The 26,374-nt window shown below is 48.4% G+C and carries 17 protein-coding genes; 10 read left to right on the top strand and 7 right to left on the bottom strand.

Going from position 1 to position 26,374, the window contains the following annotated elements:
* Window positions 1–4 precede the first annotated feature (4 nt).
* A complete protein-coding gene (nirB, locus tag PPA03S_RS11590; RefSeq protein WP_062322941.1) occupies window positions 5–2,446 on the bottom strand; it encodes a nitrite reductase large subunit NirB in 2,442 nt (813 codons plus the stop codon).
* A 452-nt stretch (window positions 2,447–2,898) separates the two neighbouring features.
* On the opposite strand from nirB, the gene PPA03S_RS11585 reads away from it, so the two are divergent.
* Together PPA03S_RS11585 and PPA03S_RS11580 are read left to right on the top strand one after the other, a co-directional pair.
* Window positions 2,899–3,492 (top strand): ANTAR domain-containing response regulator, encoded by a 594-nt coding sequence (locus tag PPA03S_RS11585; RefSeq protein ID WP_062322939.1) that lies wholly within the window; start codon window positions 2,899–2,901, stop codon window positions 3,490–3,492.
* A gap of 18 nt (window positions 3,493–3,510) precedes the next feature.
* Entirely contained in the window at window positions 3,511–4,587 is a 1,077-nt protein-coding gene (locus PPA03S_RS11580) for an anthranilate phosphoribosyltransferase (protein WP_062322937.1), read from the top strand.
* A 45-nt stretch (window positions 4,588–4,632) separates the two neighbouring features.
* On the opposite strand, the gene PPA03S_RS11575 is transcribed toward PPA03S_RS11580, so the two are convergent.
* Entirely contained in the window at window positions 4,633–5,181 is a 549-nt protein-coding gene (locus PPA03S_RS11575) for an acyl-CoA thioesterase (RefSeq protein WP_062322935.1), read from the bottom strand.
* A 171-nt stretch (window positions 5,182–5,352) separates the two neighbouring features.
* Window positions 5,353–5,976, bottom strand: a complete 624-nt coding sequence (locus PPA03S_RS11570) for an acetate uptake transporter (RefSeq protein WP_062322933.1) — start codon at window positions 5,974–5,976, stop codon at window positions 5,353–5,355.
* A 472-nt stretch (window positions 5,977–6,448) separates the two neighbouring features.
* Between PPA03S_RS11570 and PPA03S_RS34220 the strand changes: the two genes are divergently transcribed.
* Window positions 6,449–11,644, top strand: a complete 5,196-nt coding sequence (locus PPA03S_RS34220; protein WP_062322931.1) for a rhamnogalacturonan lyase family protein — start codon at window positions 6,449–6,451, stop codon at window positions 11,642–11,644.
* A gap of 348 nt (window positions 11,645–11,992) precedes the next feature.
* Window positions 11,993–12,169 carry an aspartyl-phosphate phosphatase Spo0E family protein gene (locus tag PPA03S_RS11560; protein ID WP_062322929.1) on the top strand — a complete coding sequence of 59 codons (177 nt, stop codon included), beginning with the start codon at window positions 11,993–11,995 and terminating at the stop codon, window positions 12,167–12,169.
* Window positions 12,170–12,348: 179 nt separating this feature from the next.
* Here PPA03S_RS11560 and PPA03S_RS11555 read toward each other — a convergent pair whose 3' ends face one another.
* Window positions 12,349–13,278 carry a response regulator gene (locus PPA03S_RS11555; protein WP_062322927.1) on the bottom strand — a complete coding sequence of 310 codons (930 nt, stop codon included), beginning with the start codon at window positions 13,276–13,278 and terminating at the stop codon, window positions 12,349–12,351.
* A 495-nt stretch (window positions 13,279–13,773) separates the two neighbouring features.
* On the opposite strand from PPA03S_RS11555, the gene PPA03S_RS11550 reads away from it, so the two are divergent.
* Window positions 13,774–15,192, top strand: coding sequence for an alanine/glycine:cation symporter family protein (locus tag PPA03S_RS11550; protein ID WP_062322926.1), 1,419 nt, complete (start codon window positions 13,774–13,776; stop codon window positions 15,190–15,192).
* 154 nt (window positions 15,193–15,346) lie between these two features.
* Here PPA03S_RS11550 and PPA03S_RS34500 read toward each other — a convergent pair whose 3' ends face one another.
* Entirely contained in the window at window positions 15,347–15,805 is a 459-nt protein-coding gene (locus tag PPA03S_RS34500) for a methyl-accepting chemotaxis protein (protein ID WP_245683582.1), read from the bottom strand.
* 665 nt (window positions 15,806–16,470) lie between these two features.
* Between PPA03S_RS34500 and PPA03S_RS11540 the strand changes: the two genes are divergently transcribed.
* The gene (locus tag PPA03S_RS11540; protein ID WP_062322921.1) at window positions 16,471–17,163 is read left to right on the top strand and encodes a Crp/Fnr family transcriptional regulator; all 693 of its coding nucleotides are present in this window, start codon (window positions 16,471–16,473) and stop codon (window positions 17,161–17,163) included.
* A 139-nt stretch (window positions 17,164–17,302) separates the two neighbouring features.
* On the opposite strand, the gene pepT is transcribed toward PPA03S_RS11540, so the two are convergent.
* Window positions 17,303–18,541: a peptidase T gene (pepT, locus tag PPA03S_RS11535; protein WP_062322919.1), complete on the bottom strand. Its 1,239-nt coding sequence runs from the start codon at window positions 18,539–18,541 to the stop codon at window positions 17,303–17,305.
* Between the two features lie 340 nt (window positions 18,542–18,881).
* Here pepT and PPA03S_RS11530 point away from each other — a divergent pair, with 340 nt between their 5' ends.
* The gene (locus PPA03S_RS11530; RefSeq protein WP_062322917.1) at window positions 18,882–19,916 is read left to right on the top strand and encodes an NADH:flavin oxidoreductase/NADH oxidase; all 1,035 of its coding nucleotides are present in this window, start codon (window positions 18,882–18,884) and stop codon (window positions 19,914–19,916) included.
* A 275-nt stretch (window positions 19,917–20,191) separates the two neighbouring features.
* Here the strand turns inward: PPA03S_RS11530 and PPA03S_RS11525 are convergent, their stop codons facing one another.
* Complete coding sequence (locus PPA03S_RS11525; RefSeq protein WP_062322915.1) at window positions 20,192–21,019, bottom strand: class I SAM-dependent methyltransferase; 828 nt, start codon at window positions 21,017–21,019, stop codon at window positions 20,192–20,194.
* Window positions 21,020–21,329: 310 nt separating this feature from the next.
* Between PPA03S_RS11525 and PPA03S_RS11520 the strand changes: the two genes are divergently transcribed.
* From PPA03S_RS11520 to PPA03S_RS11510, 3 genes are all read left to right on the top strand, one after another.
* Window positions 21,330–21,752, top strand: coding sequence for an SRPBCC family protein (locus PPA03S_RS11520; protein ID WP_411835212.1), 423 nt, complete (start codon window positions 21,330–21,332; stop codon window positions 21,750–21,752).
* 237 nt (window positions 21,753–21,989) lie between these two features.
* Window positions 21,990–25,070, top strand: a complete 3,081-nt coding sequence (locus PPA03S_RS11515) for an ATP-binding protein (protein WP_062322911.1) — start codon at window positions 21,990–21,992, stop codon at window positions 25,068–25,070.
* Window positions 25,071–25,183: 113 nt separating this feature from the next.
* Complete coding sequence (locus PPA03S_RS11510) at window positions 25,184–26,350, top strand: response regulator (protein WP_062322909.1); 1,167 nt, start codon at window positions 25,184–25,186, stop codon at window positions 26,348–26,350.
* Window positions 26,351–26,374: the final 24 nt, after the last annotated feature.

Below are 26,374 nucleotides of genomic sequence, written 5' to 3'. Positions count from 1 at the left end.
TCTTCTAGTGGGCTGCCGGCTGTGTGCCAGCGAGTGGGGTGAAGTTTTTACGCAGTTTCTCGTCTTCAATGATCTCTTTCCACGGATCGACGGTGCGACCCAGGGTAAGTTCAAGTCTTTCTACCAGTGCGAGACGTACGTCTCGGTCTTCCAGTGCTTTTTTTACATGATCCAGACCGACCCGTTCAATCCAAGCCGCTGTTCTCTCATTCCATCGTGCGTTCTCTCTATAATATTGGAGGTAGGCGTACGTCCACTCTTCCACTTCAGCGTCCGTCTTCACCGTACATAACAGCTCGGCTGCACGGACCTTAACGCCACCGTTGCCACCGACATGCAGTTCCCATGCTCCGTCAATGGCAACAACACCGAGATCCTTAATCGTTGCCTCCGCACAGTTCCGTGGACAACCTGAGACAGCGAGTTTCACTTTGGCAGGAGCGACCATCTTGTCGAGTTTTTTCTCCAGACGAATGCCCATCTCAATGGAATCCTGTGTTCCGAATCGGCAGAAGGTGTTGCCGACACAAGTCTTGACGGTTCGCAGTGCCTTGCCATAACCGAAGCCGGAAGGCATATCAAGCTCTTCCCAAATCTTCGGCAGATTTTCCTTCTGTACACCGAGCAGATCGAGCCTTTGCCCACCCGTGAATTTCACCATGGGTACATCGTATTTCTCTGCAACTGCGGCAATCTTCATTAACTCTGCCGGGGAAGTGACACCGCCATAGATCCGTGGAATAACAGAATAGGTGCCGTCTTTCTGAATGTTGGCGTGATACCTCTCATTCGTGAATTTGGATACTCGTTCATCCTCATATTCGGTCGGCCAGATCATGCCGAGATAATAGTTGAGGGATGGACGGCATTTGGAGCAGCCTTCAGGCTCATTCCAACCGAGTACATTCATAACTTCCTTCACGGTTTTCAGTCCCATCTCCTTGATCTGGGCAACAATCTCGTCACGGTCATAGGAGGTACAACCACAGATGCCTTCCTTCACCTGTTCACCCACAGCATCACCTGCATAATGGACGAGCAGGGATTCCACAATCGGTTTACATCCTCCACAGGACGCAGAAGCTTTGGTACAAGACTTAATGGCACCCAGCGTGTTGCATCCCTTGTTCAGTACTGCATCACCGATGGCAGATTTTGTGACACCATTACAACCGCAGACAATTTCATCATCTGGCATAGCTGCCATGCGCTCAGCTACCGATGGACCAGATCCTGAACCTCCGGCCGATACCCCGAGCAATATTTCTTTTTCGCGTCCACTAATGTTCTCACCACTTTTAATGAGAGAGAAGAGGGAGGCGCCATCTGTTGTATCCCCGAATAGTACAGCTCCAATCAGCTGACCGTCTTTCATGACCATCTTTTTATAGACTCCATCCACATCATCCTGTATACGAATACTGCGGGTATCTGCCGCATCCTTGAATTGTCCTGCAGAGAATACATCCACACCGGAAACCTTCAGCTTGGTCGAAGTCACTGACCCTTCATATCCTTCAGTCGCTGCACCCGCCAGACGTTTGGCCAGGACCATCCCCTGTTCATACAATGGGGCCACCAATCCATACGCAATGCCGCGGTGCTCTGCACATTCACCGACTGCCGAGATGCCTGGAATACTTGTATTCATATAATCATCAACGATGACACCCCGGCTCACGTTCAATCCGGCCTGACGGGCCAGTTCAACCTGCGGCCTTATTCCGACGGCCATGACGACGAGATCGGCTTCAAGCACCGTTTGGTCGGTGAAACGAATGGCTTTAACACGATGTTTGCCTGTGATTTCTTCGGTATGTTTGTTCAAAAGGAACTTCATCCCCTGTGCCTCAAGCTCCCGCTGGAGCATCAGACCAGCTGGCAAATCCAGATTCCGGTCCATCAGATGTCCGTTAATGTGGATGACCGTAACGTCCATGCCCAGATTGAGCAAGCCGCGTGCAGCTTCCAGTCCAAGCAGGCCACCTCCAATAACTGCAGCTTTGCGATACTTTTGCGAGGCAGCCATCATCGTCTCACAGTCTTTGATATCACGGAAACCAATGACACCTTCCTTGTCTGCTCCAGGTAAAGGCAGAATGAATGCCTGTGATCCTGTTGCCAGAATCAGCTCATCATAAGACGCACGGACACCTGCCTGGGAGACCACTTCCTTGCGCTCGGCATTGATCCTAATGACAGGATCGCCTGGGTATACCCGAATGCCGTTATCTTCATACCAGCTCCATTCGTTGATTACGATATCTTCAATGCTCGTGCCACCTGCCAGTACAGAGGAGAGCATGATGCGATTGTAGTTGGGGTGCGGCTCAGCACCGAAAACCGTAATTTCATAAGCATGCGGAGCAAGTTTTAGAATATGTTCAATTGTACGAATACCTGCCATACCATTGCCGACCAGCACCAGTTTTTTCGTTGTACTCATTGTGATTAGCCCCCTTGATTCCATTCTGCGAATTGCCTACAACATTGCTCTAAAATAGAAAAAGCCTGTTATGCCTCGGAGGACTGCGCATTTACATACGCATCCCTTGCTCCGAGATTGCAAAACAGGCTTCATTGCCGTTTCAATCAGCTACGCCGTTGTAGCTGAGAATGATTCAAATATGGAGTTGTTATGGCCTAACTATAAAAGATCCTTCTCATCATGTCAATATAGTTAACATAAAAAAGTATTTGAAATTTAAAGTTAATTATGTTTACATGGGTTTATCGGCAAGATGATCGAACGACCTTGATTTACTTCGGCAATGGAAGTCATTAAATACAGTTTTGCTCATATTGTAAGGTAATGTGACATGTGTGAGGGGCGAAGAACATACGATGCTCCCCTTTTATCTGAGTATGCCAAATGTAACAGGGAGGGATTGATCCATCATGCGATCTTTATTGGTCATCCGTGTTCAGCCAACACTATCTGCCCCGATTGATGCAATCCCTCTGACGCCGGAGAAGCTACTGGGGGCGAATGGGTATCAAGTCCGGGTGACAGACAGTGAGACGGAGGCGCTGAAGTTGGCTGGCGGAGCTGACGCATCCATTCTTCATCTGTCTCTGGCAGACATGGAATACTGGGTGCAATGTCTGGGAAAGGGGAAGTCGGACACGCCGCTGCTCTGGTGGTGCGCTCCGGATACAGCCTCTTCTTCGGCAGAGTCCTGCGAGGTCGAGACATCCTTTGACGGGATACTCACGCCCTCCATGAACGGACCAGAGATTCACTGGACCCTTCATTTTGCAGCCAGGCGTTATATGGAACGCAAGCAGTGGGAGCAGGAGCGCAAGCAGCTGCAATCCAGGCTGGAGGACCGGAAATGGATTGACATGGCCAAAGCAATTTTGTGTGATCTGAAGCAAATTTCCGAATCGGAAGCCTATGACTTGCTGCGCAAGAAAGCAATGGATGAACGTAAACGGATGGTGGATGTGGCAACAGCCATAGTGAAGGCGCATCAACTGCTCCAGTCTTAATGGGAAGGAGGGCTTTTTATGGATATGTCCGAGATACTCAGGGAAGTCGGGCGGGGGAAACGGGGTTCGCGTGATTTGAGCTATGCGGAGGCACTGGCTGTAGCGGAGAAAATTCTCAGACAGGAGGTATCGCCTGCCCAGACGGCTGCCTTTCTTATGGCTGAGCGAATGAAAATGGAAAATGTCGAAGAACTTGAAGCGTTTGTTCATGCTTGCCAGAACCATGCGGAGCGTTTGTCCATATTTTCGGACGGACTGGATTGCGCTGGCCCGTATGATGGACGAACCAAGTCCTTTATGGCCACATTTCCGACAGCATTTATGCTCGCCGCTGCCGGCCTTCCAGTGACATTGCATGGAAGTGAACCTCTGCCACCGAAGTGGGGAGTAACGCTATCAGTGTTGTTAAGAAAAGCAGGGATCAATACTTGGGAGATGGACCGTGAAGATGCCAGAAGTGCTGGTCTGCGTACTGGAGTGATGTATGTTTCATCCGAGGATTGGTGTGCTCCTCTCCGGAAGCTTCGACCTTTGCGGGAAGAGCTTGGATTTCGTACAGTTCTGAATACAGCGGAGAAACTGATTAATTTTAACCATTCGCCATATTTGGTTTTTGGTGTATTTCATAATACGTTTCTGGATCGGATTTCCAAGCTGCTCACCCGTTTCCAATATCGTCGTGCTTATGTTGTACAGGGGATGGAGGGTTCGGAAGACCTCTATATTGATCGGCCAACCCGAGTCTATGCCGTGGAACAGGGCGAGATGAAGCTTGAATTGGTAGACCCGGCCGCCTATGACCTGGATATTCCTGCGCCGGAGCTGGTGTGGACGGCAGCCAAACAGCTTGAAGTAGGTGAAGCCGTGTTGAGCGGGAATGGGCATATCGCCTTTGTGAACCAGGTTCTGTTGAACGGCGGGTTCCGTCTGTATGCGACGGGGCGTGTCAACTCCATAGAAGAGGGGATCTACACATGCCAGGGTTTGCTGGAGAGTGGCGCTGCCTATCGCATCTATCAACAGTGGTGTGTCGCCATGGGCGGCGAACTGCCGGATAGCAGGGCGGTATCCACGTTTCCGGCATCGTCCAGATAAGCATGTTGAATGACCCTTGGACTTGTGAAGCTGCAGGAGTTTCTCTTATTCCCAAGGGTAGGTGACGGTAAGGAAGTCGGCAAATTTTTTACTTTCTTCCCGCCGTTGTTTCCGCATGGCCGCCCGGGCTGGAGCGGTCTCGTATAATTTCTTCTCTTCTTCCGTCTCCGGAATGATGCGGGGGACGATTAGTTTGCGGTTGTTTTCGTCCAAGGCGACAAAGGTGAGGAATGCGGTTGCCGCAATCTTCTTTTCCCCGGTCTTCAGATCCTCACGGATCACTTTCACAAAAATCTCCATCGAACTTCGTCCCGTCCAGGAAGCAAAGGATTCCAACGTCACGGAATCCGTCGGGTTAATCGGATACAGGAAATCGACTGAATCGGTTGAAGCCGTGACGGTATTTACCCTGCATAACTTGGATGCTGTAATGGAGGCGATGTCATCGATGTAGGACATAAGTTTTCCGCCAAACAACGTGTTATGATTGTTGACGTCGGTGGGGAACACTCTTGCTGTCTTGAAACAACGTGTCTCACGCATGTATTTTTTCTCTACTTGGTCAAGCTCTGTAGGTTTAGGTATCTCTCTCATCCACTTTTTCCTCCTGACAGTATGGCTCATGCACTCTGCAAGTTCGCCGGGTCCATCGTCTCTATATGTTAGTTCTAGTATAGGTGTCCGTCAAATGGATATTCAATTGAAGGCATAATTCAAAAAAACCGCCTGGCGCGGACCGGCGCGCGGGCGGTTTGATGCTGTATATTAAGCCTTGGGTCTGAAAATGCCGGACGGTTTGCCGATGGGCAAGAACGTGTAGCCGAAATGAGCATTCAGAACGGAAGCACCTGTGCCGTATAAGGACACGATTCCAATTCCCATTTCAGCATACGCTGCAATGGTATGGAAGATATGAGGAGCTACGCCGAAAGCGTCAAAGGTCAGACCAAGGAACAGGAAGTCGATGAGAATAAATATGATGAGCAATACTTTGTTGGCTTCCACGGCACCCAGCGTCATGAACAGGGTGAACACAAGGTATCCGGCAAAAGCAAATCCGAGCTGCTTGCCATCGGCCTGTTCTGCCAAAGTAGAACCAAACACGCCCATTTTGATCAGCCAGTTGGCACCCATCGCGAACCAGAAGAATGCGTATGCGCCGAAGGCAGTTGTACCAAAGGTATTGTTGCGTTTGGAATCCTGAATGCAAGCGAACAGCTGGGCAAAGGCGCCGAGGAAAATGGCCCAAGGAATAGCGTAGCTGAGGCCGTCTGTAATGCCAAGCTTTTGGGAGGAAGCGACCAGAGTGACGATGGCCAACCCAAATAATCCCATCGCGCTGGGATCGGCGTTTATGATTTTGACTTTAGTCTGTGAATCGGTTTGCATGGTGTTGATGAGCCTCCAAATAATCAAATCAGGATGATCCGATAGAACTGAACCGTCCTCTATACTTCGTAATTCGTATCCGCCTGGTCCGGACACACACATCGCCCTATTGTACCTGAATGACCCTCGTATGAAAAGGGATTTTATTACCTTTTGGAGCCTTAGCGGACCCCTTGTGAGGCTTGTGTTAGAGATCATAAATGAAGAAATCGGTTTTTTGGTGGAAAAAGACGGAAATTTACATGTTCATTCCCTGGAAGAAGGGATAGTATCGAGGGGAAATGAAAACCTTTGTCTCAAAGTTTACTGATGTGAAGCATTAAAGAATTTGGAAATTAAAATTAAAGAGGTGATCAGTTAATCCAAAAGTAGTTCTTTTATCAAACAACAAAATGCAAGCGCTTACTTATGGGTTGTACCATCGTTCTGGCTTTAATCATTTCATGATGAGGAAATGAAAGGATGGGTGTTCATGATCGCGAAGTCGCGGCAGGTTGGCTTGGTTTTGCTCCTATGGGTATTTACGATTTCCAGTCTGGGTTGGGGGACAATGTTTGGCACACCAACAGCAAGTGCAGCCGTATCGGCTGATGAAGCAGCGGGTGGAGGCACTTCCAAATTCGACTTTGGTTCAGGAGCTGTTGCGAATGGATACACAGGTGTGGACGCGACGTCTGCCTATTCGGTGGAACAGGGGTATGGCTTCACCGATGTATCCAAGGTAATGGTTCAGGATCGGGGTACAAGTGATCCGGTGAAATCGGATTTTGTCAAAATTGCCGAAGGGGGCGGATTTAAGGTAGACCTGCCCAACGGTGATTACACCGTCTCTCTGGTCGCTGGCGACAGTGCAGGCAGCACCGATATTGCGATCAAGGTGGAGAGCATGAACAAGGTTCAGCTGAACCCCAAGGCAGCGGGTGAATATCTGGAGATGAGTTTCGATATCGCTCTGGTGGATGGGCAGATGAACTTTGAATTCTCTGGAGCGGCCGCTAATATCAATGCCCTCGTGATCACCCAACAGCAGGAACGCGAAGCTGGTAATAAACCTGCCGTGTACCTTGCGGGTGACTCCACGATGCAAACATATAATCCATATTGGGAGCCCCAAGCGGGTTGGGGGCAAATGTTCCCGTCCTTTTTCAGTGATGCCGTGGAGATTAAGAACCATTCCATTGGTGGACGAAGCTCCAAATCCTTTATATTCGAAGGCCGATTGGATGAGATTCTCCGCCTCATTCGTCCGGGAGATTATCTGTTCGTGCAGTTCGGACATAATGATGCAACAATCAGTGTTCCAGACCGCTATGCTTCACCTGCCGATTACAAAAACTATCTGAAAACCTACATAGACGGAGTAGAACAGCGGGGAGCTACGCCAATTCTGGTCACCCCAATGGGTCGCAGGGATTTTAATGCAGACACAGGCAAGTTCAATGTGTCCTTCCCTGAATATGTGCAGGCGATGAAGGAAGTTGCTTCGGAGAACAATGTGAAGTTGATCGATCTGAGCGCACTCAGCATTGCGTACTATGATTCCATTGGACCGGAAGCGACCTTGTCTGTCTTCCTCCATGTATCACCAGGTATCTATCAGGCATTCCCGAACGGGGCAACAGATAATACCCACTTCCAGGAATATGGAGCCATTCAGATTGCCCGTCTGGTTGCAGGTGCGGTTCGTGAACTGGATCTGCCATTATCGGAAGCGGTTCAGGATGCTGAAGTGCCGGCTGAAGTGCCAGCCAAACCTGCTGGATTGAAGGCGGGCAGCATTAGCAACGCCGGAGCGGTATTGAAATGGACGGCGGATGACACCGCAGACATCTACAAAGTATATCGTAAGCTTTCAACAGAGCCGGAAACTGCCTACAAGCTGGCAGGAACGGCAACCATACCTACTTTAACGCTAAGCGGTTTGGTTGAAGGTAAGTCGTACACCGTTCGGGTAACCGCTGTGAATGGCCGCGGCGAATCCGAACCATCGGATGAAGTCAACTTCACCACCAAATCCGCAACGTATCGATATGACTTTGGCCCGGTAGGCTCCCCGGTTGCCGAAGGGTATACGGAAGTCAATCGGAATACGCTGTATACGCCTGAACGCGGTTATGGATTAACGTCTTCCGCCAATATGGCTGATCGGGATCGTGGCAGTGCGACGGATAACCTGCGTCGTGACTTTGTGATCTATTTTAACGGCTCATATGAATTCAAAGTGGATCTGCCGAATGGTACCTATTCGGTCAAGACGTACACTGGGGACTGGATTGGATCAGCAAAAACCAACATCAACATCGAAGGCAAAGATTATGGAACCGTATCTTCCGGTGCCCAGAATATTGCAGAGAAAGTGATCAACCAGATTACCGTTCAGGATGGGCAGATGAATCTGGTCTTCAGTGGGGCTACAGCGCATCTCAACGGACTTGAGATTACGCCTGTATTGGTGGCCCCTTCCAATCTGAAACTGGATGGCCTGGATCTGGAGAGTGATCCGATCACCGCTGCATTGTCATGGGATGCTATCGCGGATGATGTGCAGTATAAGGTATACCGTCAGTCAACTGGAGCGGCCAAGGCCGAGCTGCTGGGAACCGCCGATACAACAACCTATACCGATAACAAGGTCGACCTGGGCATGAATTATGTATATACGGTAACAGCTGCAGATCGTACAGGTACGGAATCGGTAGCATCCAATGCATTACCTGTATCGACGATTGATTCATCTGTTGAGAAGGCAGAGGTTCCTTCAGGTCTGTCGTTACTGAGCATCAACAAACATGACGTCTCTTTCAGTTGGACGGAATCAGCAGGAGCACGCGCCTATCAAATCTATCGTGCTGTGAAGCAGGATGGACCGTATGATCTACTCGCTCGCACCAAGGAGACGGCATATACAGACTCCACCATTCTCAGCACCATTCCTTATTTCTATAAAGTGGCGTCTGTGAATGCGGGTGGGGTATCCGAACTATCGGCTGTACTCGAAACACCTGTAGCAACGACGCTGAATCGTGAAATGGAGTATCTGGACCGTGCTCCGGTCGCTGTACAAACAGAAAACGGCAACTATATCGGCTGGCGCATGCTGGGCCTGGATGCCGAGACGATTGCTTTTAATCTGTATCGGGATGGTGTGAAGCTTAACGCTGAGCCGATAACGGGGAGCACCAACTTTACGGATGCCGAAGGCACCGATGGGTCCAAATATCGTGTCATGATGGTAGAAAACGGCATTGAAAAAGCGGCAACGAAGGAATTTGGCGTTTGGCAGGAGCAGTATCTGTCTGTACCTCTGCAAAAGCCTGCCGATGCTTATACGAAAGACGGACAGCCGTATTCGTATTATGCGGGTGATGCCAGCGTGGGCGATGTCGATGGGGATGGTGAATACGAGATTATTCTGATGTGGTCGCCAAACAACGGCAAGGATAATTCCCAGTCTGGATATACCGGTATTGTCTATATGGATGCCTATAAACTGGATGGAACAAGATTATGGCGCATCAATATGGGACCAAATATTCGTGCGGGTGCGCACTACTCTCCATTCTTGGTCTATGACTTCGATGGAGATGGCAGAGCGGAACTGATGATGCGTACCGCAGATGGTACTGTCGATGGACAAGGGGAAGTCATTGGTGACGCCAATGCAGATCACCGGAACAGTTCGGGTTACGTTCTGCTTGGAGATGAATTTCTGACCGTGTTCGATGGGGAAACCGGGGCTGCCCTGGATACGGTGGAATATGATCCGCCGCGAGGAGATGTGGCTTCGTGGGGCGATGGCTATGGAAATCGGGTGGATCGTTTTTTGGCAGCGGTGGCGTACCTGGACGGTGAACATCCAAGTGCGATGTTCAGCCGTGGATATTATACACGTACTGTGCTGGCTTCCTACAATTTCCGTGATGGCAAGCTGAGCAAAGTATGGCGTTTCGACTCTAACGACGAAGGCTACGGTGAGTATGCAGGCCAAGGAAACCACAATCTCTCGGTTGCAGATGTGGATGGCGATGGCAAGGATGAGATTACATTTGGCGCAATGGCTGTTGATGATGATGGCAAACCGCTCTACAATACAAAACTCGGGCATGGTGATGCCATGCATTTGAGTGATCTGGACCCGACTCGTCCGGGGCTGGAAGTGTTCGACGTCCACGAACACAAAGATTCGCAGTATGGTATGGAAATGCGTGATGCAGCTACAGGCGATATTCTCTGGGGTGTTTACACAGGAATGGACACCGGACGCGGCATGGCTGCGGATATTGATCCGAATTATCCGGGGGCGGAAGTATGGGCAGCTACAATTACGAATGAACAGCACATTCCGATCACTGGGCTCTATAGTGCTCAGGGGGACCTTATCACGACGAAGATTCCGTCTTCTACCAACTTCGGCATCTGGTGGGACGGAGACCTGCTACGTGAACTGCTGGACGGCATTCGTGTCGACAAATGGGATGCCCAGAACCAAACGACGGTTAATCTGCTGACAGCAACAGGCGCGGCTTCGAACAATGGCACCAAAGCGAACCCGAGCTTGCAGGCCGATCTGTTTGGCGACTGGCGCGAAGAAGTGATGTGGCGCAGCCAGGACAGCTCGGAATTACGCATTTATATGACGACAGATGAGACAGATGCGCGTATTCGCACGTTGATGCATGATCCGGTTTACCGCCTTGGGGTAGCTTGGCAAAATGTAGCCTATAACCAGCCGCCACATACCGGCTTCCATCTGGGAGCGGGCATGGAGCAGCCAGTGGCACCGAATATTCGTTATGTAGGTGCTCCGCAAGAAATAGAGGATACAACACCTCCGGTCATCACCGGCATGCCTGCGGAACAGATGAGTGAAGAGGATACATTCAAAGTCAACGTGAAAGCAGAAGATCCGGAGTCCGGAATCACTCTTCTGGAATTGACTTGGGATGGGGAGGCCGTAGAACAGAGTGATGAAATTACTCTGACAGGATTGGTCGGCAAACACACCTTTACAGCCCGGGCGGTGAATGGTGCGGGACTCATCACCGAGCTTTCCGTAGAAGTGACAGTCATTGCTGGAGACCAAGCCGCAGGTGCACCAGGTATACCTGCCTTGTCTGACGATAACCAGCATGGCGATGGTTTGGCGGATGGAACATACACGATCACGATGAATATGTGGTGGGGGAATAACGGTACACAGTATCAATTGTATGAGAACGGTGAACTGATTGATACACAGCAACTTGCAGCTTCTACTCCTTCTGCCCAAAAGGCATCCACGGATATTTCGGGACGGGCGGATGGCACGTATGTGTATACGTGTAAACTGATCAATTCAAAGGGAACGAGCGAATGCGCTCCGCATACCGTAACCGTTCGTGATGCTGCACCAGCGAAGCCGGTGCTCTCTCATGACAACTGGGATGGGGATGGAAACTACACGATTACGATGAATATGTGGTGGGGCACGAATGCCACCTCCTATCGTCTGTATGAGAACGGTCAAGAAATCGACAGCCAGCCGCTGACGGCTGCATCCCCGAATGCACAGACGGCAACGGCGGTGATTACAGACCGAGTACCGGGAGAGTATGAGTACCATGTGGAATGGATTAACGCAAGTGGATCGGTTACTAGTGATGTGATTAAGGTGAAGGTCACCCGTTAAAAAAGTTAATCTAACCCTCAGCACCTCTCTATTGAATATAGGATGCCCTCTTGGGATGCTCCTGTAGATAGAGGGGTGTCTTTTTGTTTTTTCAACATACACAATAATGTCACAATCATTTGATGATGAAGCCCGTCACTGAAATTCCTGCTATAAAATCACATTTGAACCCTAAATAAGGCGATTTCAAGCCGTTTTCGGAATGTCTGATATTAAAAAAACAGAACGATTTTCAACTTATGGAGAAGAAACCATAAAATCCATGCCAACTATGCCAAATGTTAATCCAACTATAGATTGACAGGAAAACCTAAAATGTAACACAGAAATAAGGAGGTATTAAGGGCGATGGTTATGAGTATGGAATTGAAAAGTCAAATCGAAAATGCTAGACATAACCTTCATATGTTGGTAGAGCATAACGAGGGTGGTTTTGGACATCCCGATGTGCTAAAACAGTCCATGGCACTGGATGAACTGATCAACGAGTACAATCGAATGAACCGAAGCAAGCCGACAATTTGAATATCAACTTTACTTTGGACAATATAGATGAGCATGACAAACAAGCGGGCATGAAAATAGCTGGAACAGACACAGTAGGTGTGAATACTGTGTGCTGTGTCATTCCAGTTGAATCATGCCCGCTTGTTCTATCGTACATGCATATTGCCACATTCAATGGGGAACATCGAAACATTCCACTAATGCAGCAACCGTTTGGCCTCCAGATATAAGACCTGAACGAATTTTTTTGTGTTAATGCGTGTCTGGGACAGGGAAGGTTCCACATTGTTTTGCAATTCCAGCATCTTTTTACGAATCTCGGTAAAATCAAAGAACTTAGACGCATAATTTTCGAACTTCGGATGTGTATAATCCGTCAGTCCAAGAGACACAACATGGCTTAGAGTCTGGAAAATGGCTCTTCGGACACGCTGTTCCGATGCCTTAATCTCCTTGGTCACTTCTGCCGGGGAAGCATCTCTGCCCAGTTTGCGTAACGCAACATTTTGGAAAATGTCCTTCAGTGAAGGGAACATGTACGGAGACAGCTTATGGTCCTCCGTCTCGACCTGCTCCAGATATTCCAGCATGTCCAGCAGATCCCTGCTGCCTGCTTCTCCGATCATGCCCATCTCGGACAGCAGGAAATGCCCTGCTGTGGTAATCGTCTTGTCTGGAGCTTGTGCCGCAGCACGTTCGGGAGATTGCAGTCTGGCCAACCCTTGCAGCGTCCGCTGAATATCTGCAATGGATTGCTGCATGCGCAGGCGTTCTTCCACCAAACGCAGAACAGACAGGATCTCCAGCCGATTAATCGGCTTCGTAATGTAATATTCGATGCCTAGCGAATAGGCTTCGCCAATCATATTTTTTGACTCAATTTGGGAAATCATTACGATCTTGCCTTCGAACCTTCCCTCAAGCGCCCGTACCGTTTCAATACCGTCCCGCTGTGGCATGAGCAGATCAATCAGCAGAACATCCACCTTGTGCAGCTCCAGCAGCTCGGCGTGGATATGTGCTCCGTCCTCGGCCTCCCCGGCAATGTCTCCCAGCCCTTCATCCTCTATCATATCCATCAACATGGAACGAACTCCTGGATCATCATCCACGATAAAATAACGCATGTCGTAACTCCTTCCTCCGCAAATGATGCGATGAATCAATGTATGGTGAACGGTCTATACCGCCTCAGAATCAATGGGTGTGATTGTCTAAGCTTGCCTCTCTACATGTACATTCTTATCATACTTGGTTGCGTATCCTGGTGTGAAGCCCCGTTTCAACTTTAGATATTGCCCAATAGAAGTTGAATATTATGTCAGATAAAGTGACAGTGAATGGATAAAGGTTGCTAATTTATAAAAAAATTAAACCATTCGATGTAGGTATTTGTCGATTTTCGTAGATGTCCCTGTAGTATAAGTAACATCCAAACGTGTGGATTCAGATTTATGTGAAATGGTACAAACTATCCACTAATCCATCGTATTTTAGCCGTAAAGCAGTCCGTCTCTGTGTGATAGAACTGCATGCATTTTGCAATTAGTATGGGTTTTTTTCGCTCAGTCATGCGGCTGGGACACTTTTTAACGATACACCAACGAAAAGGGGCATTGCTGATGGAGCAAACAATACAAGATATTGTCATCGTTTTCAACGATTTTCTGTGGTCCAAGCTATTAATTATTTTGTTGGTCGTATGCGGGATATACTTTACGACCAAAACTCGATTCATGCAATTCCGCATGATTGGAGATATGGTCAAAGTGCTCGCGGAGCCGAAAAGCAAGGAGCCGGGCAAAATTTCACCGTTTCAGGCATTCTGTATCAGTATGGCAGCCCGTGTAGGTACCGGAAATATTACCGGTATAGCGCTGGCAATCGCACTGGGCGGACCAGGAGCTGTGTTCTGGATGTGGATCATTGCGATTATTGGTTCGGCCTCCAGTTTTGTGGAGAGCACGCTTGCCCAAATTTATAAGGTTAAGGACAATGGTGGATTCCGCGGGGGTCCGGCATATTATATGGAGCGTGGATTGGGAAAACGCTGGATGGGGATCTTGTTCGCAATTCTCATTACATTATCGTTCGGTTTGGTCTTTAATGCGGTGCAGTCCAATACGATCACTGTCGCTTTCAAAAATTCTTTCGGTGTGGATCGATTGACGGTAGGCATTATTATGGCCGTTGTATTTGCGGGAATTATTATGGGCGGTGTTAAACGGATCGCCAAAGCATCCGAATACATTGTTGTCGTTCTTGCCGTGTTATACATCGGTGTTGCTGCATTTGTTGTGTTGGCCAACATCACTCAGGTCCCTGCCATGATTGCATTAATTGTGAAAAATGCCTTTGGTATTGAACAGGTTGCAGGTGGTACACTGGGAGCTGCACTGATGAATGGTGTCAAACGTGGTTTATTCTCCAATGAGGCGGGTATGGGTAGTGCGCCGAATGCTGCGGCAACGGCGGATACAACGCATCCGGTCAAACAAGGGCTTATTCAAGCGTTTGGTGTATTGACGGATACGTTGGTCATTTGTACAAGCACAGCCATGATCATTTTGTTGTCAGGCGTGTACAAAGGTTCGGATCTGGGCGGGATTGAATTGACCCAAGCGGCATTGAGTGTGCATATCGGATCATGGGCATCCGGGTTTTTGGCAGTCATGGTATTCCTGTTTGCCTTTAGCACACTCATCGGGAATTATTATTATGGAGAGACCAATATTGAGTTTATCAAGTCCAATAAGATTTGGCTGTGGGTATACCGTATCTGTGTCATCGCGATGGTGCTGTTCGGTGCTATTGCCAAGGTACAGTTGGTATGGGATCTGGCTGATCTATTTATGGGATTGATGGTAGTGGTGAACCTGATTGCCATCCTGATGTTGTCCAAGGTGACGTTCGAAGCACTTAAGGACTATAAGAAACAAAAGGCCGAGGGAAGAGACCCGATCTTTACGCGGGATCGTATTCACATTCCGGGTGAAGTGGAGTGTTGGGAATCCGAGGCTGAGGTTACAGGGACAAAGTAGAATGAATTCGTGAAATACACCACGATAAAGGAAAACTAAAACAGGACTCTGAAATTCCTTAACGGAAGTTCCAGAGTCCTGTTTGTTACATATGAGGAAATAAGATGAAGTATGATCTGCCCGAACGAGTTCCATTCCCTGAGAGATACCTCTCCTAATGGTTCACAGAGTAACTAATGAGTTGCTCGGACAGAGCTTTCATGCGTTCGCCCGTTGCATTCAGCTTCTCAATCACATCCGTGAAGGATGATACGAGGGTAGCTTGCTCCTGTGAAGAGGCTGCGATCTGGGAGACTTCAACTTCCATCTGTTTAATAACTTCTTGTACATCTCTCAAGCTAATATCAATATCACTGGTAGCCTGTTTGGCATCGACCGAAAGCTTGCGTACTTCTGTTGCTACAACACCAAAACCTGCACCGGCTTCACCTACACGAGCAGCTTCAATGGCGGCATTCAGTCCAAGGAGATTGGTTTGTTCAGAAATTTCACGAATGAATCCAGCCACTTTGTTAATCTGGGAAGAGTTCTGTACCGCTAGACGTGTGTTCTCCAGAATTTGTTCGCTGGTGGCCTGCAATTCCTCGGCATGAGCAGCGACGTGCTGGACCATTTCGACCAGAGTTCCATTAATCGTTCGGTTCTCTTGTATAATAGCTTCAAGCTGATTTTGATTCGATTGGTCGTAAGACACGCAGAAGATGGCGACAACCTGATGGTTGTCGTCCAAGATCGGTATATTAAGGACATCCAGCTCGATACCGTAGTATTCTGCCGGGAGGTGGGTCAAAGAGGCTTCGTTTCCGTTCGTAAGTGCGGTGAAGTTCTTATACCCGTCCAAAAGCGGATCACCTTCGTTGAATCCGAGATTGAATTTGTCGGTGGAGACAGAATACAACACCTTCTCATGATCATACACCGTCAGACTCGCTGGTTCTCTAAGAATCAGACTGATATAGGGCATAACTTTCAGAAGAGCATCTACAACGTTCATGGTAAGTCGAACCATCCTTTCAATATCTAAAATTAAGTTGAATTAGAAACGATATCATACTTATCTTTCATCGGGTAAGAGTGCGCTATCATGTACTCCTTTTTCATTAAAATATTGTCTTTTCTAAGTCGGAATCTTAAAATAATTCCTATTTAAACGGATTTACTGGATATAAGTTCTAGTTGTAACTATTTTTATATCAAGATATCTGCACGGCTCTATATGATTTATGGGACATGTGTCCAGTAGGATATATAGAATCACACATTAGGAGTGTACCCGGGATGAGAGAAATCATGGATTTTGGATTGCTGCGCCACCTTGCTCGAGAGCATGGCCTGGATCAGGTGCTGGACGAGTCTGTACTTGCCGAATTAAGGCTGCTTGAAGCCTCCAAGGGCGAAATGATATGTGCCAAAGGGGAACGTCCCGAACGATTATATTTTCTAGTTCAGGGCAAGCTCAAGATTTATACAACGCTGTCGAATGGCAAATCTCTGCTGCTTCGTTTCAGTACACCGCCTGCGCTGGTCGGTGATCTGGAGCTGATCCATGGCAAGGAAGCCAATAATACGGTGGAATCCGTCAACAAGAGCCTTCTGCTTGGCGTAAGCTATCGCTATCTCCAGAATACATATGCAGAAAACGCGAAATTTCTCCATTTTATGCTCAGTCATGTGACCCACAAGTTGTATACCTTCTCCAATCTGTCGAGTCTCAATCTGCTGTACCCGGTCGAAAGCCGTTTTGCGAGCTATTTGTTATCCACGATGGAACAAGGGGAGCAGGTCACGGAAGAAATCCAGACCTCCAAACTGACAGAATTGGCAGACATGCTGGGCACAAGCTACAGGCACTTGAACCGGGTTGTCCATGCCCTCTGTGACCGTGAAATCATTCGCAAAGAGCAGCGTAAGATCGTGATCAACAATCTGGAGCAGCTGCGTGAAATTGCGGGAGGCAATATGTACGAATAAATAGGAAAGATGGCAGGGCTTCAAGCCCCGTTGCATAGATGTAAAGACACCCTCTGCATGTCAGAGGGCGTCTTTTTGGCGTCCACCTGCTAGGTGAAAGGTTTTCTTTTCCAATGCTGTTACAGAAATCGATTGCAGATTAAACGTCTCCACGCTGTTCAAATAATTGGGCAATCTCTACGATGACCTGCGTCGCCTTCACCATATTATCGACGGATACATATTCGAACTTGCCGTGATAGTTCTCTCCACCAGTGAAGATATTGGGTGTAGGCATGCCCATGTAAGAGAGCTGGGAACCGTCCGTACCTCCGCGAATCGGGCGAATGATCGGCTCAATATCCAGACGAGTCATGGCTTCATGTGCAATATCGACGATCTGGCGCACAGGTTCAATTTTTTCCCGCATGTTATAGTACTGATCATTTAATTCGATGGAGATGCTTTTCTTGCCATATTTGGTTTGCAGCTCGCTAACGACATTCAATAAGGTTGTCTTGCGTTGCTCGAACTTCTCCCGGTCGAAGTCGCGGATGATGTAGCTCATCTGGGTCAGCTCGACATCTCCCTCAATGGATAACAAGTGATAGAACCCTTCATAACCGTCCGTGAACTCGGGAGCTTCTTCTGCAGGTAGCCGGCGATTCAGTTCCATCGCGATTTTGGCCGAATTCACCATCTTATTCTTGGCTGTGCCTGGGTGCACGTTGGTACCTCGAACCGTAATTTTGGCAGCTGCAGCATTGAAGCTTTCGTACTCCAGCTCGCCGAGTGGACCGCCGTCCACCGTGTAAGCATATTTGGCTCCAAAAGCAGGCACATCGAACTTATGCGGCCCGCGGCCAATTTCTTCATCCGGGGTAAACGCAACGCGGATCTTTCCGTGTTTCAATTCCGGGTGTTCAATCAGATAAGCCATTGCCGTCATGATTTCGGTAATGCCCGCTTTATTGTCCGCACCAAGCAGTGTTGTGCCGTCTGTTGTGATCAAAGTGTGGCCTTTATATTCACGCAGTTCCGGGAAATCGGTGGTGGATAACACCACATCCAGTTCCTGATTCAGTACAATATCCTGTCCATCATAGTTGTCGATGACCTGTGGTTTGACATCTTTGCCTGTAAAATCAGTAGCTGTATCCAAATGGGCCAGGAAACCAATCACCGGAATGTCCTTGTCCGTATTGGATGGCAATGTCGCCATCACGTAGCCATTATCATCCATGGTCACATCCTGCAAACCAATCGATTTGCATTCTTCAACCAAATGTTTTCCCAAAACCAGCTGGCCGGGAGTGGAAGGGCATGTCTCACTATTTTCATCAGATTGTGTATCCATTTGAGCATAGGTAATCAGTCGTTGGATTAAAATATCTTTCACCAGTAATCGCTCCTTTGGCTTTGGTTTATTTTATCTGGGTATATTATTTCCTATGTGTCTGTATGGCTATCATATCATGATTTGGGACGGTTTCGAGTAATGATCAATCGGTGGTTGGAACAGACTAGGTATAAAAAAGGGTACTATGTAACAAAAATGTACGTACTTGCAATATGAGTAGTCTGGTTCATAATAATGAGTGGTGAAAGATTGGGTTCATCATGATTGAGCATGACTCAAGTCGCTTGTGAACGTCAAGAATGGGCAGCGGTTTTCCAAGTTGGGAAACATGTAATTGCCTCGACATATATCATTATATTGAATAGGAGATGCAAGTGATATGACAGAGAAATTATTTTCCCCGTATCAATTCAAGGGGCTTCAATTAAATAACCGTGTCGTCATGGCACCGATGTGCCAATATTCTGTGACTGCCAAAGACGGTATTCCAAACGATTGGCATCAGGTTCACTATGTAAGCCGTGCAGTTGGGGGTACGGGGTTGATCGTCATTGAGATGACGGATGTGGATCCCGATGGACGCATCACTGACAATGACCTGGGCATCTGGTCGGATGAACACATCCCTGCCTTTGCCAAGCTGGTGGATGGCATTCACGCTTATGGCTCCAAAGTGGCAATTCAGATTGCACATGCAGGACGTAAAGCGGAGGATGCGGCTCAGCCCGTAGCACCATCAGTGGTTACTTTCCCTGGAGAGAGCTACAATACGCCACACGCGTTAACTACGGAAGAAACGCAAGCTATGGTTCAGAAGTTTGCGGACGGTGTACGCCGTGCAGTAGCTGCCGGGGTTGATGCTATAGAATTGCACGGAGCTCATGGTTATCTCATCCACCAGTTCCACTCTCCGCTAATGAATCATCGCGAGGATGAGTATGGACAGGATCTGTCGCGTTTTGGCGTCGAAATCATTCGTGCAGTGAAAAAAGAAATGCCGGAAGACATGCCGCTGATTATGCGGATTTCGGCCATAGAATACGCCGATGGCGGGTATGACATAGATCATACCATCGAAATGTCTCGTGCCTATCAGGCAGCAGGTGTGGATATGTTCCACATCAGTTCCGGTGGTGAAGGACCTTCAGGACAACGTAAACCGGGTAACTACCCTGGTTACCAGGTGCCATTCGCCCGTCGTTTCCGCGAAGAATTGAACGTTCCTGTGATTGCGGTAGGCATGCTGGAGGACTCAGCTCTGGCTCAAGCGGTTATCGGCAACGGTGATGCAGATCTGGTCGCGGTTGGCAGAGGTATGCTGCGTGATCCGTACTGGGCGACCCATGCAGCTCTGGAGTTGGGTGTCAGCAAGGATAAGGCTGCTATTGCGGAGCAATATTCCCGCGGATACTGACTCTATTTAGAACATTTATATAAAGCAATTAAAAAGGTGGAAAAGGGATGCCCCATAAGTCATGAACATGACGGGGACATCCCTTTTAGCGTGATTACGATCTAACGAATCGAGCGTTTGTTATTAGCTGCAATTTCCACAGGTTTGCGGTTTAACGAATCGTAGGCATGTTACATCCTCGATCTTGGACCTTTCATGGTACTGCCCCAAATTTTTGTGGCGCAATAACGTGACTGAAGTTCGTTACCCTTTGTATTCCACACCATTTCCCCTTATTATGGTGTGGTCGATTCGTTAGCGCTTTGACCGGAAAGCGAAATCACTTTCGAGGATATCCCTCGTGTCGCTTCAAACACATATTTCTGATCAGAACGCGAGGGTGCCTGGTGGGGATCAAAATCGGCGTATACGACAATGTCGGAGAAACCAATCTGCTCCAGGATCATGCGGAACTCTTCTACACCGTACCAACGTAATGCAAGCTGTTGCAGTTCTGTGGCTATGAGGGTGCCATGGTGCCACTTTTCATAGCGAATCAGACTTACTTTGTATTGCTGAAGCATATTGAATTCGATGTCTTTGCTCTCCATTGTAATCGTGTCACCATCCGGTAATTGAACAGTCGAGGTGCCTGAGTAGTGTGAAGTGGTAGTTGTCACATCCGGCAGAAAGAGGTCCAGCACAAGTCGGCCGCCTGGTTCCAAATGTTGATACAGATTGCGCAGTGCCTTAATAGAGGCCTGTCTGTCTTGAATAAGCAACAAGGAGCCTCCGGGAATAATTATGACTTCGTAGCGATAGGGAAGATCAAGTGTCTCCAGATCAGCAGCGAACAATTCAGGCATGGACAATCCCCGCTGGGTGCAAAGAACGCGGCAAGAATCAAGCATATCCGTTGAATAATCAAGACCGTCTACTTTCAAACCGGCTTCAAGTAATGGGATTAGCACTCTACCCGAACCGGACATCGCTTCAAGGATGCGTCCATTGCAGTTCATCAGAACATCACGATAAAATTCAATATCGCCTCCAAGGGAGTGTCCAACGGGCTTGGTAGCATTGTAAACCTCGGTACATAATGGACCATAATAACTAAAAGACATGTACGTTCCTCCACAACCTAATTTAAAATGAGAATGTGGAAGGGAATGACGGCGAGATGTTATCCCCTCCGGCAACGGTTGAAATTGGATTTTTCGGAGCAGACTAACATAGGAATCACGCACCTTTTATGTAATATGTTCCAATTATAAGTTTGGCTTCAAAGGCAGTCAACAGAATATCTGTTGTTAGCCGAATATATTTGACACTCACCACTTTATTTCGAACAATAAGTTAAAAGGGCATTTTGTATGAATCCATGAGCGACAAAAGGAGTAAGGCAAAATGCTAATATATAGGAGGCGATTCGTAGTGGAATCATCAAGTGCACTGCCAGATATCCGGCAGCAATTATTGCTTCACGCTCCTGTGGAGAAAGTGTGGGAGATCGTATCCACGGCAAAAGGCATGGCATCCTGGTTTATGCCGAGCAATCTGGAGCCAGTGGAAGGACATGAATTTATACTGGAAGCTGGACCTTTCGGTAATTCACCATGTAAAGTGACGGAAGTACAGCCTCTGCATAAGCTGTCATTTCGGTGGGGCAAGGATTGGACACTGAGCTTCGAACTGGTGGAGCAGGCGCAGGGTACAGATTTCACCTTGATTCACAGTGGTTGGGATGCGGACAAATTGACTGAATTTGGACAGGCTCATGCCATGGTCCGCGAACGGATGGAACAGGGCTGGACAGGGATTGTGCAGAAGCTGGCTCAGATCGTTGGACAAGCGTAGAACAAGAGGCAAGTTGACAGATCTTTATTAAATAACCATTGAACGATGGTGACCAATAAACGAAGTCGCGGGTTCTTTGTCGGATGTGCATTCCGGCAGCTGAGCCTGCGGCTTTTTTGGTTTGAAAATATCACAAGCCAACTATTTCCGTCAGCAACAGAAACGTGTAACATGGGATTATAGGTGCAAAACGACAAAATTAGACGTCTCTCGCCATGGAGGCGGAAGGATACATAGATGAAAAAACACTGGATTATACTCACCATTAGCTTTATTTGTATTGTGGTCTTTCCGCTGGGGTCGATTATGCAGACTTTATTTTCCGAACGAGGCAATCCTCAAGCAAGGGACGGAGTCATAGATCTGACTTCATGGACTTTTGACAGGCAGGGGGCTGCCGCTCTGAATGGAACGTGGGATTTCTATCCGGGTCAGATGCTGACGCCTGTCGATTTTGAGGTGGATGTATCGGGGCGTAAGCCGCTTTCTCCACCTGTAAGCATTCATGTCCCGTCCCAATGGAACAAGACACTTGGAGAAGCCCATGGCTACGGAACCTATCATTTGCGTGTCAGAATAACCCCGAGAACAGAGAAGAACGATTACGGAATACGTACTCGAAATATTCGCATGGCCCATCGTTTATTCATCGATGGCAAAGAGATTGGCGGCAAAGGGCTGCCTGGTCCCACACAAGATACGGACATTCAGCTCAATCTGCCTTTTACGGGATTCACATCCATAGACGGCGACGTTGCAGATGTGATCATTCAAGTATCCAATTACAGCTACTCGTCTGGCGGCATTGTTGCATCCATTCTGTTCGGGGACGAGCACAGCATTCTCAAAAGCCAACAGCAGGACTGGCTTAAGGATCTGATGACGTTATTTGGATTTATTCTCCCGGCGGCCTTCTTCCTGCTTCTTTTCAGGCTGCGACGCAGTGAGAAAGAACTTCGTTATCTGGGGTTATTCAGTCTTTCGGGTGCGTTGTACGCACTGACGCATGGAGAGAAGCTGCTGGGAACGCTGCTGCCATTCCTAACGAGCAATGAAATTCTGCGGCTTCAATTCATCAGCGCGGCTCTCGCTTATTATTACCTGCTTCGTTATATGGACGCTCTTGTACCTGGAGCGGTCCATCCATGGTTTGTCCGTCTTGGTGTGATTCTGGTCATTACACAGTGCGCTGTTGGTCTGATTATGCCTCCTGTTTTGTTCTCGAGGCTGGAGCCGGCCATGCTGCTCATTTCACTTGTGGTGATCGGTTACACGCTGCGGGCCATGCTCCATTGGTTGAAAAAACGGCCCAATGACAGCCACTTCGTTCTCATTAGCATGATGAGCATATGTATGGTCGTTATGCTGCATACCGTGGGTGCGTTTACCCCCATGGATACGACATTTCTCGCGCTGTACGAGCTTCTGTTATTCGTTTTTGCCCAGATGATCGTTACGGCGATCCGATTTGCACAATCCTTCCGTGAAGTTGAAGCATTATCGGAACGCCTGGTTGCTATCGACATGCTCAAGGATGAATTCATGGCGAATACATCTCATGAACTGAGAACTCCCTTACATGGGATTATCAATATTGCTCAGTCGATGCTGGAAGGGGCGGCTGGAGCGGTCACGCCCAAGCAGGCCAAAAATCTGTCCATGATTACGTCAACCGGAAAGCGGCTTTCGCTGCTGGTAAACGATATTCTGGATTTTGCCAAGCTCAAAAATAGTGAAATTGAATTAAAACGGGTAGCCGTTGATTTGGAATCGGTGGCCCGAACGGTAGTTGAAGTCTCCGGTTTCACCTTCGAGGACAAGCCTATTGTGCTGATTCAGCAGTGGCCTCCAGCGTTGCCGCTGGTGGAAGCGGATGAGGATCGATTAAGGCAGGTTCTGTATAACCTGCTGGGTAATGCGTATAAGTACACCCAACAAGGAGAGATTCGCCTGTATGCCCGTGTGGATGGAGACCTGGTGACGGTATCTGTCGCGGATACGGGGGTCGGGATCGCCCGGGAGAAGCAGGAGGACATATTTCAGGCATATGAACAGGGGAATGGAACAAGTGAGCGGGCAAGCGGGGGAACGGGTCTTGGACTGAGTATCACACGCAAGCTTGTAGAGCTTGGGGGAGGGACCATATGGGTAGAATCGGAGCCAGGGCAAGGCTCAACCTTTCATTTTACGCTGCCTATTGTGAAGACGGCTCTGCTGCAAACGAGTTCGAAGCCTGTCGCGGCCCGTTATGTACCTGCTCAAGAAAAAAGGGTGCTGGATACCGTTACAGTCGAATCAGATGAGACGGACAATAGGGAGGCAGAGCATACGATTCTGATCGTGGATGATGACCCTGTGAATCGACAGGTGCTGTTCAATCTGTTATCGACGGAACGTTATCGTGTCATTGCAGCGAATAGCGGGACCGCAGCATTGAAGCTGCGTGAAGAACACCCGTCCATTGATCTCGTCATTACAGACTGGATGATGCCGCAGATGTCCGGGCTGGAGCTGTGCCGCAAACTGCGTGAGCACAGCTCCCTGTCTGAGCTGCCCATTCTGATGCTGACCGCTCGCGGGATGCCTGAGGATATCAAGTTGGGCTTTCAGGCAGGTGCCAATGACTTTCTGAGCAAACCCGTCGATGCAGGGGAATTGCGTGCCCGGGTACGGACGTTAATCGAGATGAGAACTTCGGTGCAGGAGGTCGTTCGTACAGAAATGGCCTTTTTGCAAGCCCAGATCAAGCCTCACTTTCTATATAACGCACTTAATGTCATTATTGCGACGTGTGCGGTGAACCCGGACAAGGCGACAGATCTGCTTATTGAGCTGAGTCAATACTTGAGGGGGAGTTTCGATTTTCAGAACAGGGACCAGCTGGTTCCACTGGCTAAGGAACTGGAATTGGTGGAGTCTTATGTACGTCTGGAACAGGCCCGTTTTGAGGAGCGTCTGGTGGTCGATTATGAGGTAGACCCTGATGTGCATCTCTACTTGCCGCCGCTCAGTATCCAGCCGCTTGTAGAGAATGCCATTCGTCATGGTGTGATGGAGCGGGCCGCAGGCGGCAAGGTTAACCTCCGTATTTCCAGGGAAGGTGAGCATATCGTTGTTCAGGTGCAGGATGACGGCGTGGGCATACCGCCTGCACGTTTGGCTCAGGTGAAGAACGGACGTACAGATGGCCCCGGGGGTGTAGGGTTACAGAATATAAATCGACGTCTGGTGTCCTTGTACGGTCAAGGGTTGGAGATTCAGAGTCATTCGGGCAAAGGGACACAGATCCGGTTTCGCATACCTGTACAAAAGAGATAAATCACCAAATCATGTTGCCGATGTAGGTGTGATTGGTTAACAGTCTAATAAGCGTATACCGATAAAATCGATCATTTTTATGAATATTTTCATGGCAGGAGGCTGGAAGAACGGTGAGAGCCATAGTAATCGATGACGAGAAACCGGCGCAGCTCCATCTGGAGCGGCTGTTACGGTCGGACGGACGGATTACACCCGTGCATTGTTTTTCAACAGCTCGTGAGGGTTTGGATTTTCTGGCAACAGAGCGTGTGGACGTTGTTTTTCTGGACATTGGCATGCCGGAAATGAATGGACTGGAAGCGGCTGAATATATACAGCAATTGGACAACAGTATTCGTATTATATTTGTAACGGCTTATGCCGATCATGCGGTTGAAGCCTTTGAACTGCATGCGTTGGATTATGTATTAAAGCCTGTGAGTTCCGCGAGACTTGCCAAAACAATTGATCGAATTGCTGCCGTTACGATCCCCGTGTCTTCACCGGTTGCAGCAACGACCGAGGTGCAAGTTTCACAATCAGGGGGCGCGGGGGTGGATATCCATGTTCCCGGATTGCTTACGTTTAAACATCTGGATATCTATAGAAGTCTGAATGAGGAAGCCCAGAAGCACAAGTGGCGCACAACCAAATCACAGGAGCTGTTTGCATTCTTGTTTCATCACAGAGGGGAATGGGTAAGCAAAGAGATTCTGCTTGATCAGTTATGGGCAGACGTCTCCCAGGAGAAAGGGTTAACCCATCTGCATACGTCTGTTTATCAGATTCGCAAGTTGCTGAGGGAATGGGACATGACAGGTAAACTGGAATACAATATGAATCGCTATCGTCTGTTACCGGGTAATCTGGTGAGTGATGTGGAGCAATTTGAACAAGGGACTTCGTATGCTGCCATTACGACAGATCATGTGGATCAACTGAAAGACATCGCTGCACTCTACCGCGGTGACTATTTGGAAGAACATGATTATCGCTGGGCTCAAGCCAAAGCCAGAGAACTGAGACGGAAATATATAAGGCTGGTCATGGACCTCGCGGAATGGAATATGAATCACGGTCGGGGCAAGGAAGCGATTGAACAATTGAGTGAACTATTGGAACGTGAGCCTTATGCCGAAGATATCTGCCGATTAATGATGAATGTGTATGCATCCCTGGAGGATCAGCAAGCCATACTCCAATTGTACGATTCTTTTACACAGACTCTGCTTGAGGATCTGGGACATCAACCGGAGCCAGAAACAAGCAGACTTTATGAGAATCTGATGGCACGGTAAACGGAAGTTCGGCAGGAGGATAAG

The sequence above is a fragment of the Paenibacillus pabuli NBRC 13638 genome (assembly GCF_001514495.1).
GTDB classification, from domain to species: Bacteria; Bacillota; Bacilli; order Paenibacillales; family Paenibacillaceae; genus Paenibacillus; species Paenibacillus pabuli.
Note: the sequence above shows the minus strand (reverse complement) of the source record. Positions and strands in the feature narration are given on the sequence as shown.

What these genes read in the sequence shown, in the direction of transcription:
- nirB (WP_062322941.1), bottom strand. Translation starts at nt 2,446, where the DNA reads ATGAGTACAACGAAAAAACTGGTGCTGGTCGGCAATGGTATGGCAGGT.
- PPA03S_RS11585 (WP_062322939.1), top strand. Translation starts at nt 2,899, where the DNA reads ATGCGATCTTTATTGGTCATCCGTGTTCAGCCAACACTATCTGCCCCG.
- PPA03S_RS11580 (WP_062322937.1), top strand. Translation starts at nt 3,511, where the DNA reads ATGGATATGTCCGAGATACTCAGGGAAGTCGGGCGGGGGAAACGGGGT.
- PPA03S_RS11575 (WP_062322935.1), bottom strand. Translation starts at nt 5,181, where the DNA reads ATGAGAGAGATACCTAAACCTACAGAGCTTGACCAAGTAGAGAAAAAA.
- PPA03S_RS11570 (WP_062322933.1), bottom strand. Translation starts at nt 5,976, where the DNA reads ATGCAAACCGATTCACAGACTAAAGTCAAAATCATAAACGCCGATCCC.
- PPA03S_RS34220 (WP_062322931.1), top strand. Translation starts at nt 6,449, where the DNA reads ATGATCGCGAAGTCGCGGCAGGTTGGCTTGGTTTTGCTCCTATGGGTA.
- PPA03S_RS11560 (WP_062322929.1), top strand. Translation starts at nt 11,993, where the DNA reads ATGGTTATGAGTATGGAATTGAAAAGTCAAATCGAAAATGCTAGACAT.
- PPA03S_RS11555 (WP_062322927.1), bottom strand. Translation starts at nt 13,278, where the DNA reads ATGCGTTATTTTATCGTGGATGATGATCCAGGAGTTCGTTCCATGTTG.
- PPA03S_RS11550 (WP_062322926.1), top strand. Translation starts at nt 13,774, where the DNA reads ATGGAGCAAACAATACAAGATATTGTCATCGTTTTCAACGATTTTCTG.
- PPA03S_RS34500 (WP_245683582.1), bottom strand. Translation starts at nt 15,805, where the DNA reads ATGGTCCAGCACGTCGCTGCTCATGCCGAGGAATTGCAGGCCACCAGC.
- PPA03S_RS11540 (WP_062322921.1), top strand. Translation starts at nt 16,471, where the DNA reads ATGAGAGAAATCATGGATTTTGGATTGCTGCGCCACCTTGCTCGAGAG.
- PPA03S_RS11530 (WP_062322917.1), top strand. Translation starts at nt 18,882, where the DNA reads ATGACAGAGAAATTATTTTCCCCGTATCAATTCAAGGGGCTTCAATTA.
- PPA03S_RS11525 (WP_062322915.1), bottom strand. Translation starts at nt 21,019, where the DNA reads ATGTCTTTTAGTTATTATGGTCCATTATGTACCGAGGTTTACAATGCT.
- PPA03S_RS11515 (WP_062322911.1), top strand. Translation starts at nt 21,990, where the DNA reads ATGAAAAAACACTGGATTATACTCACCATTAGCTTTATTTGTATTGTG.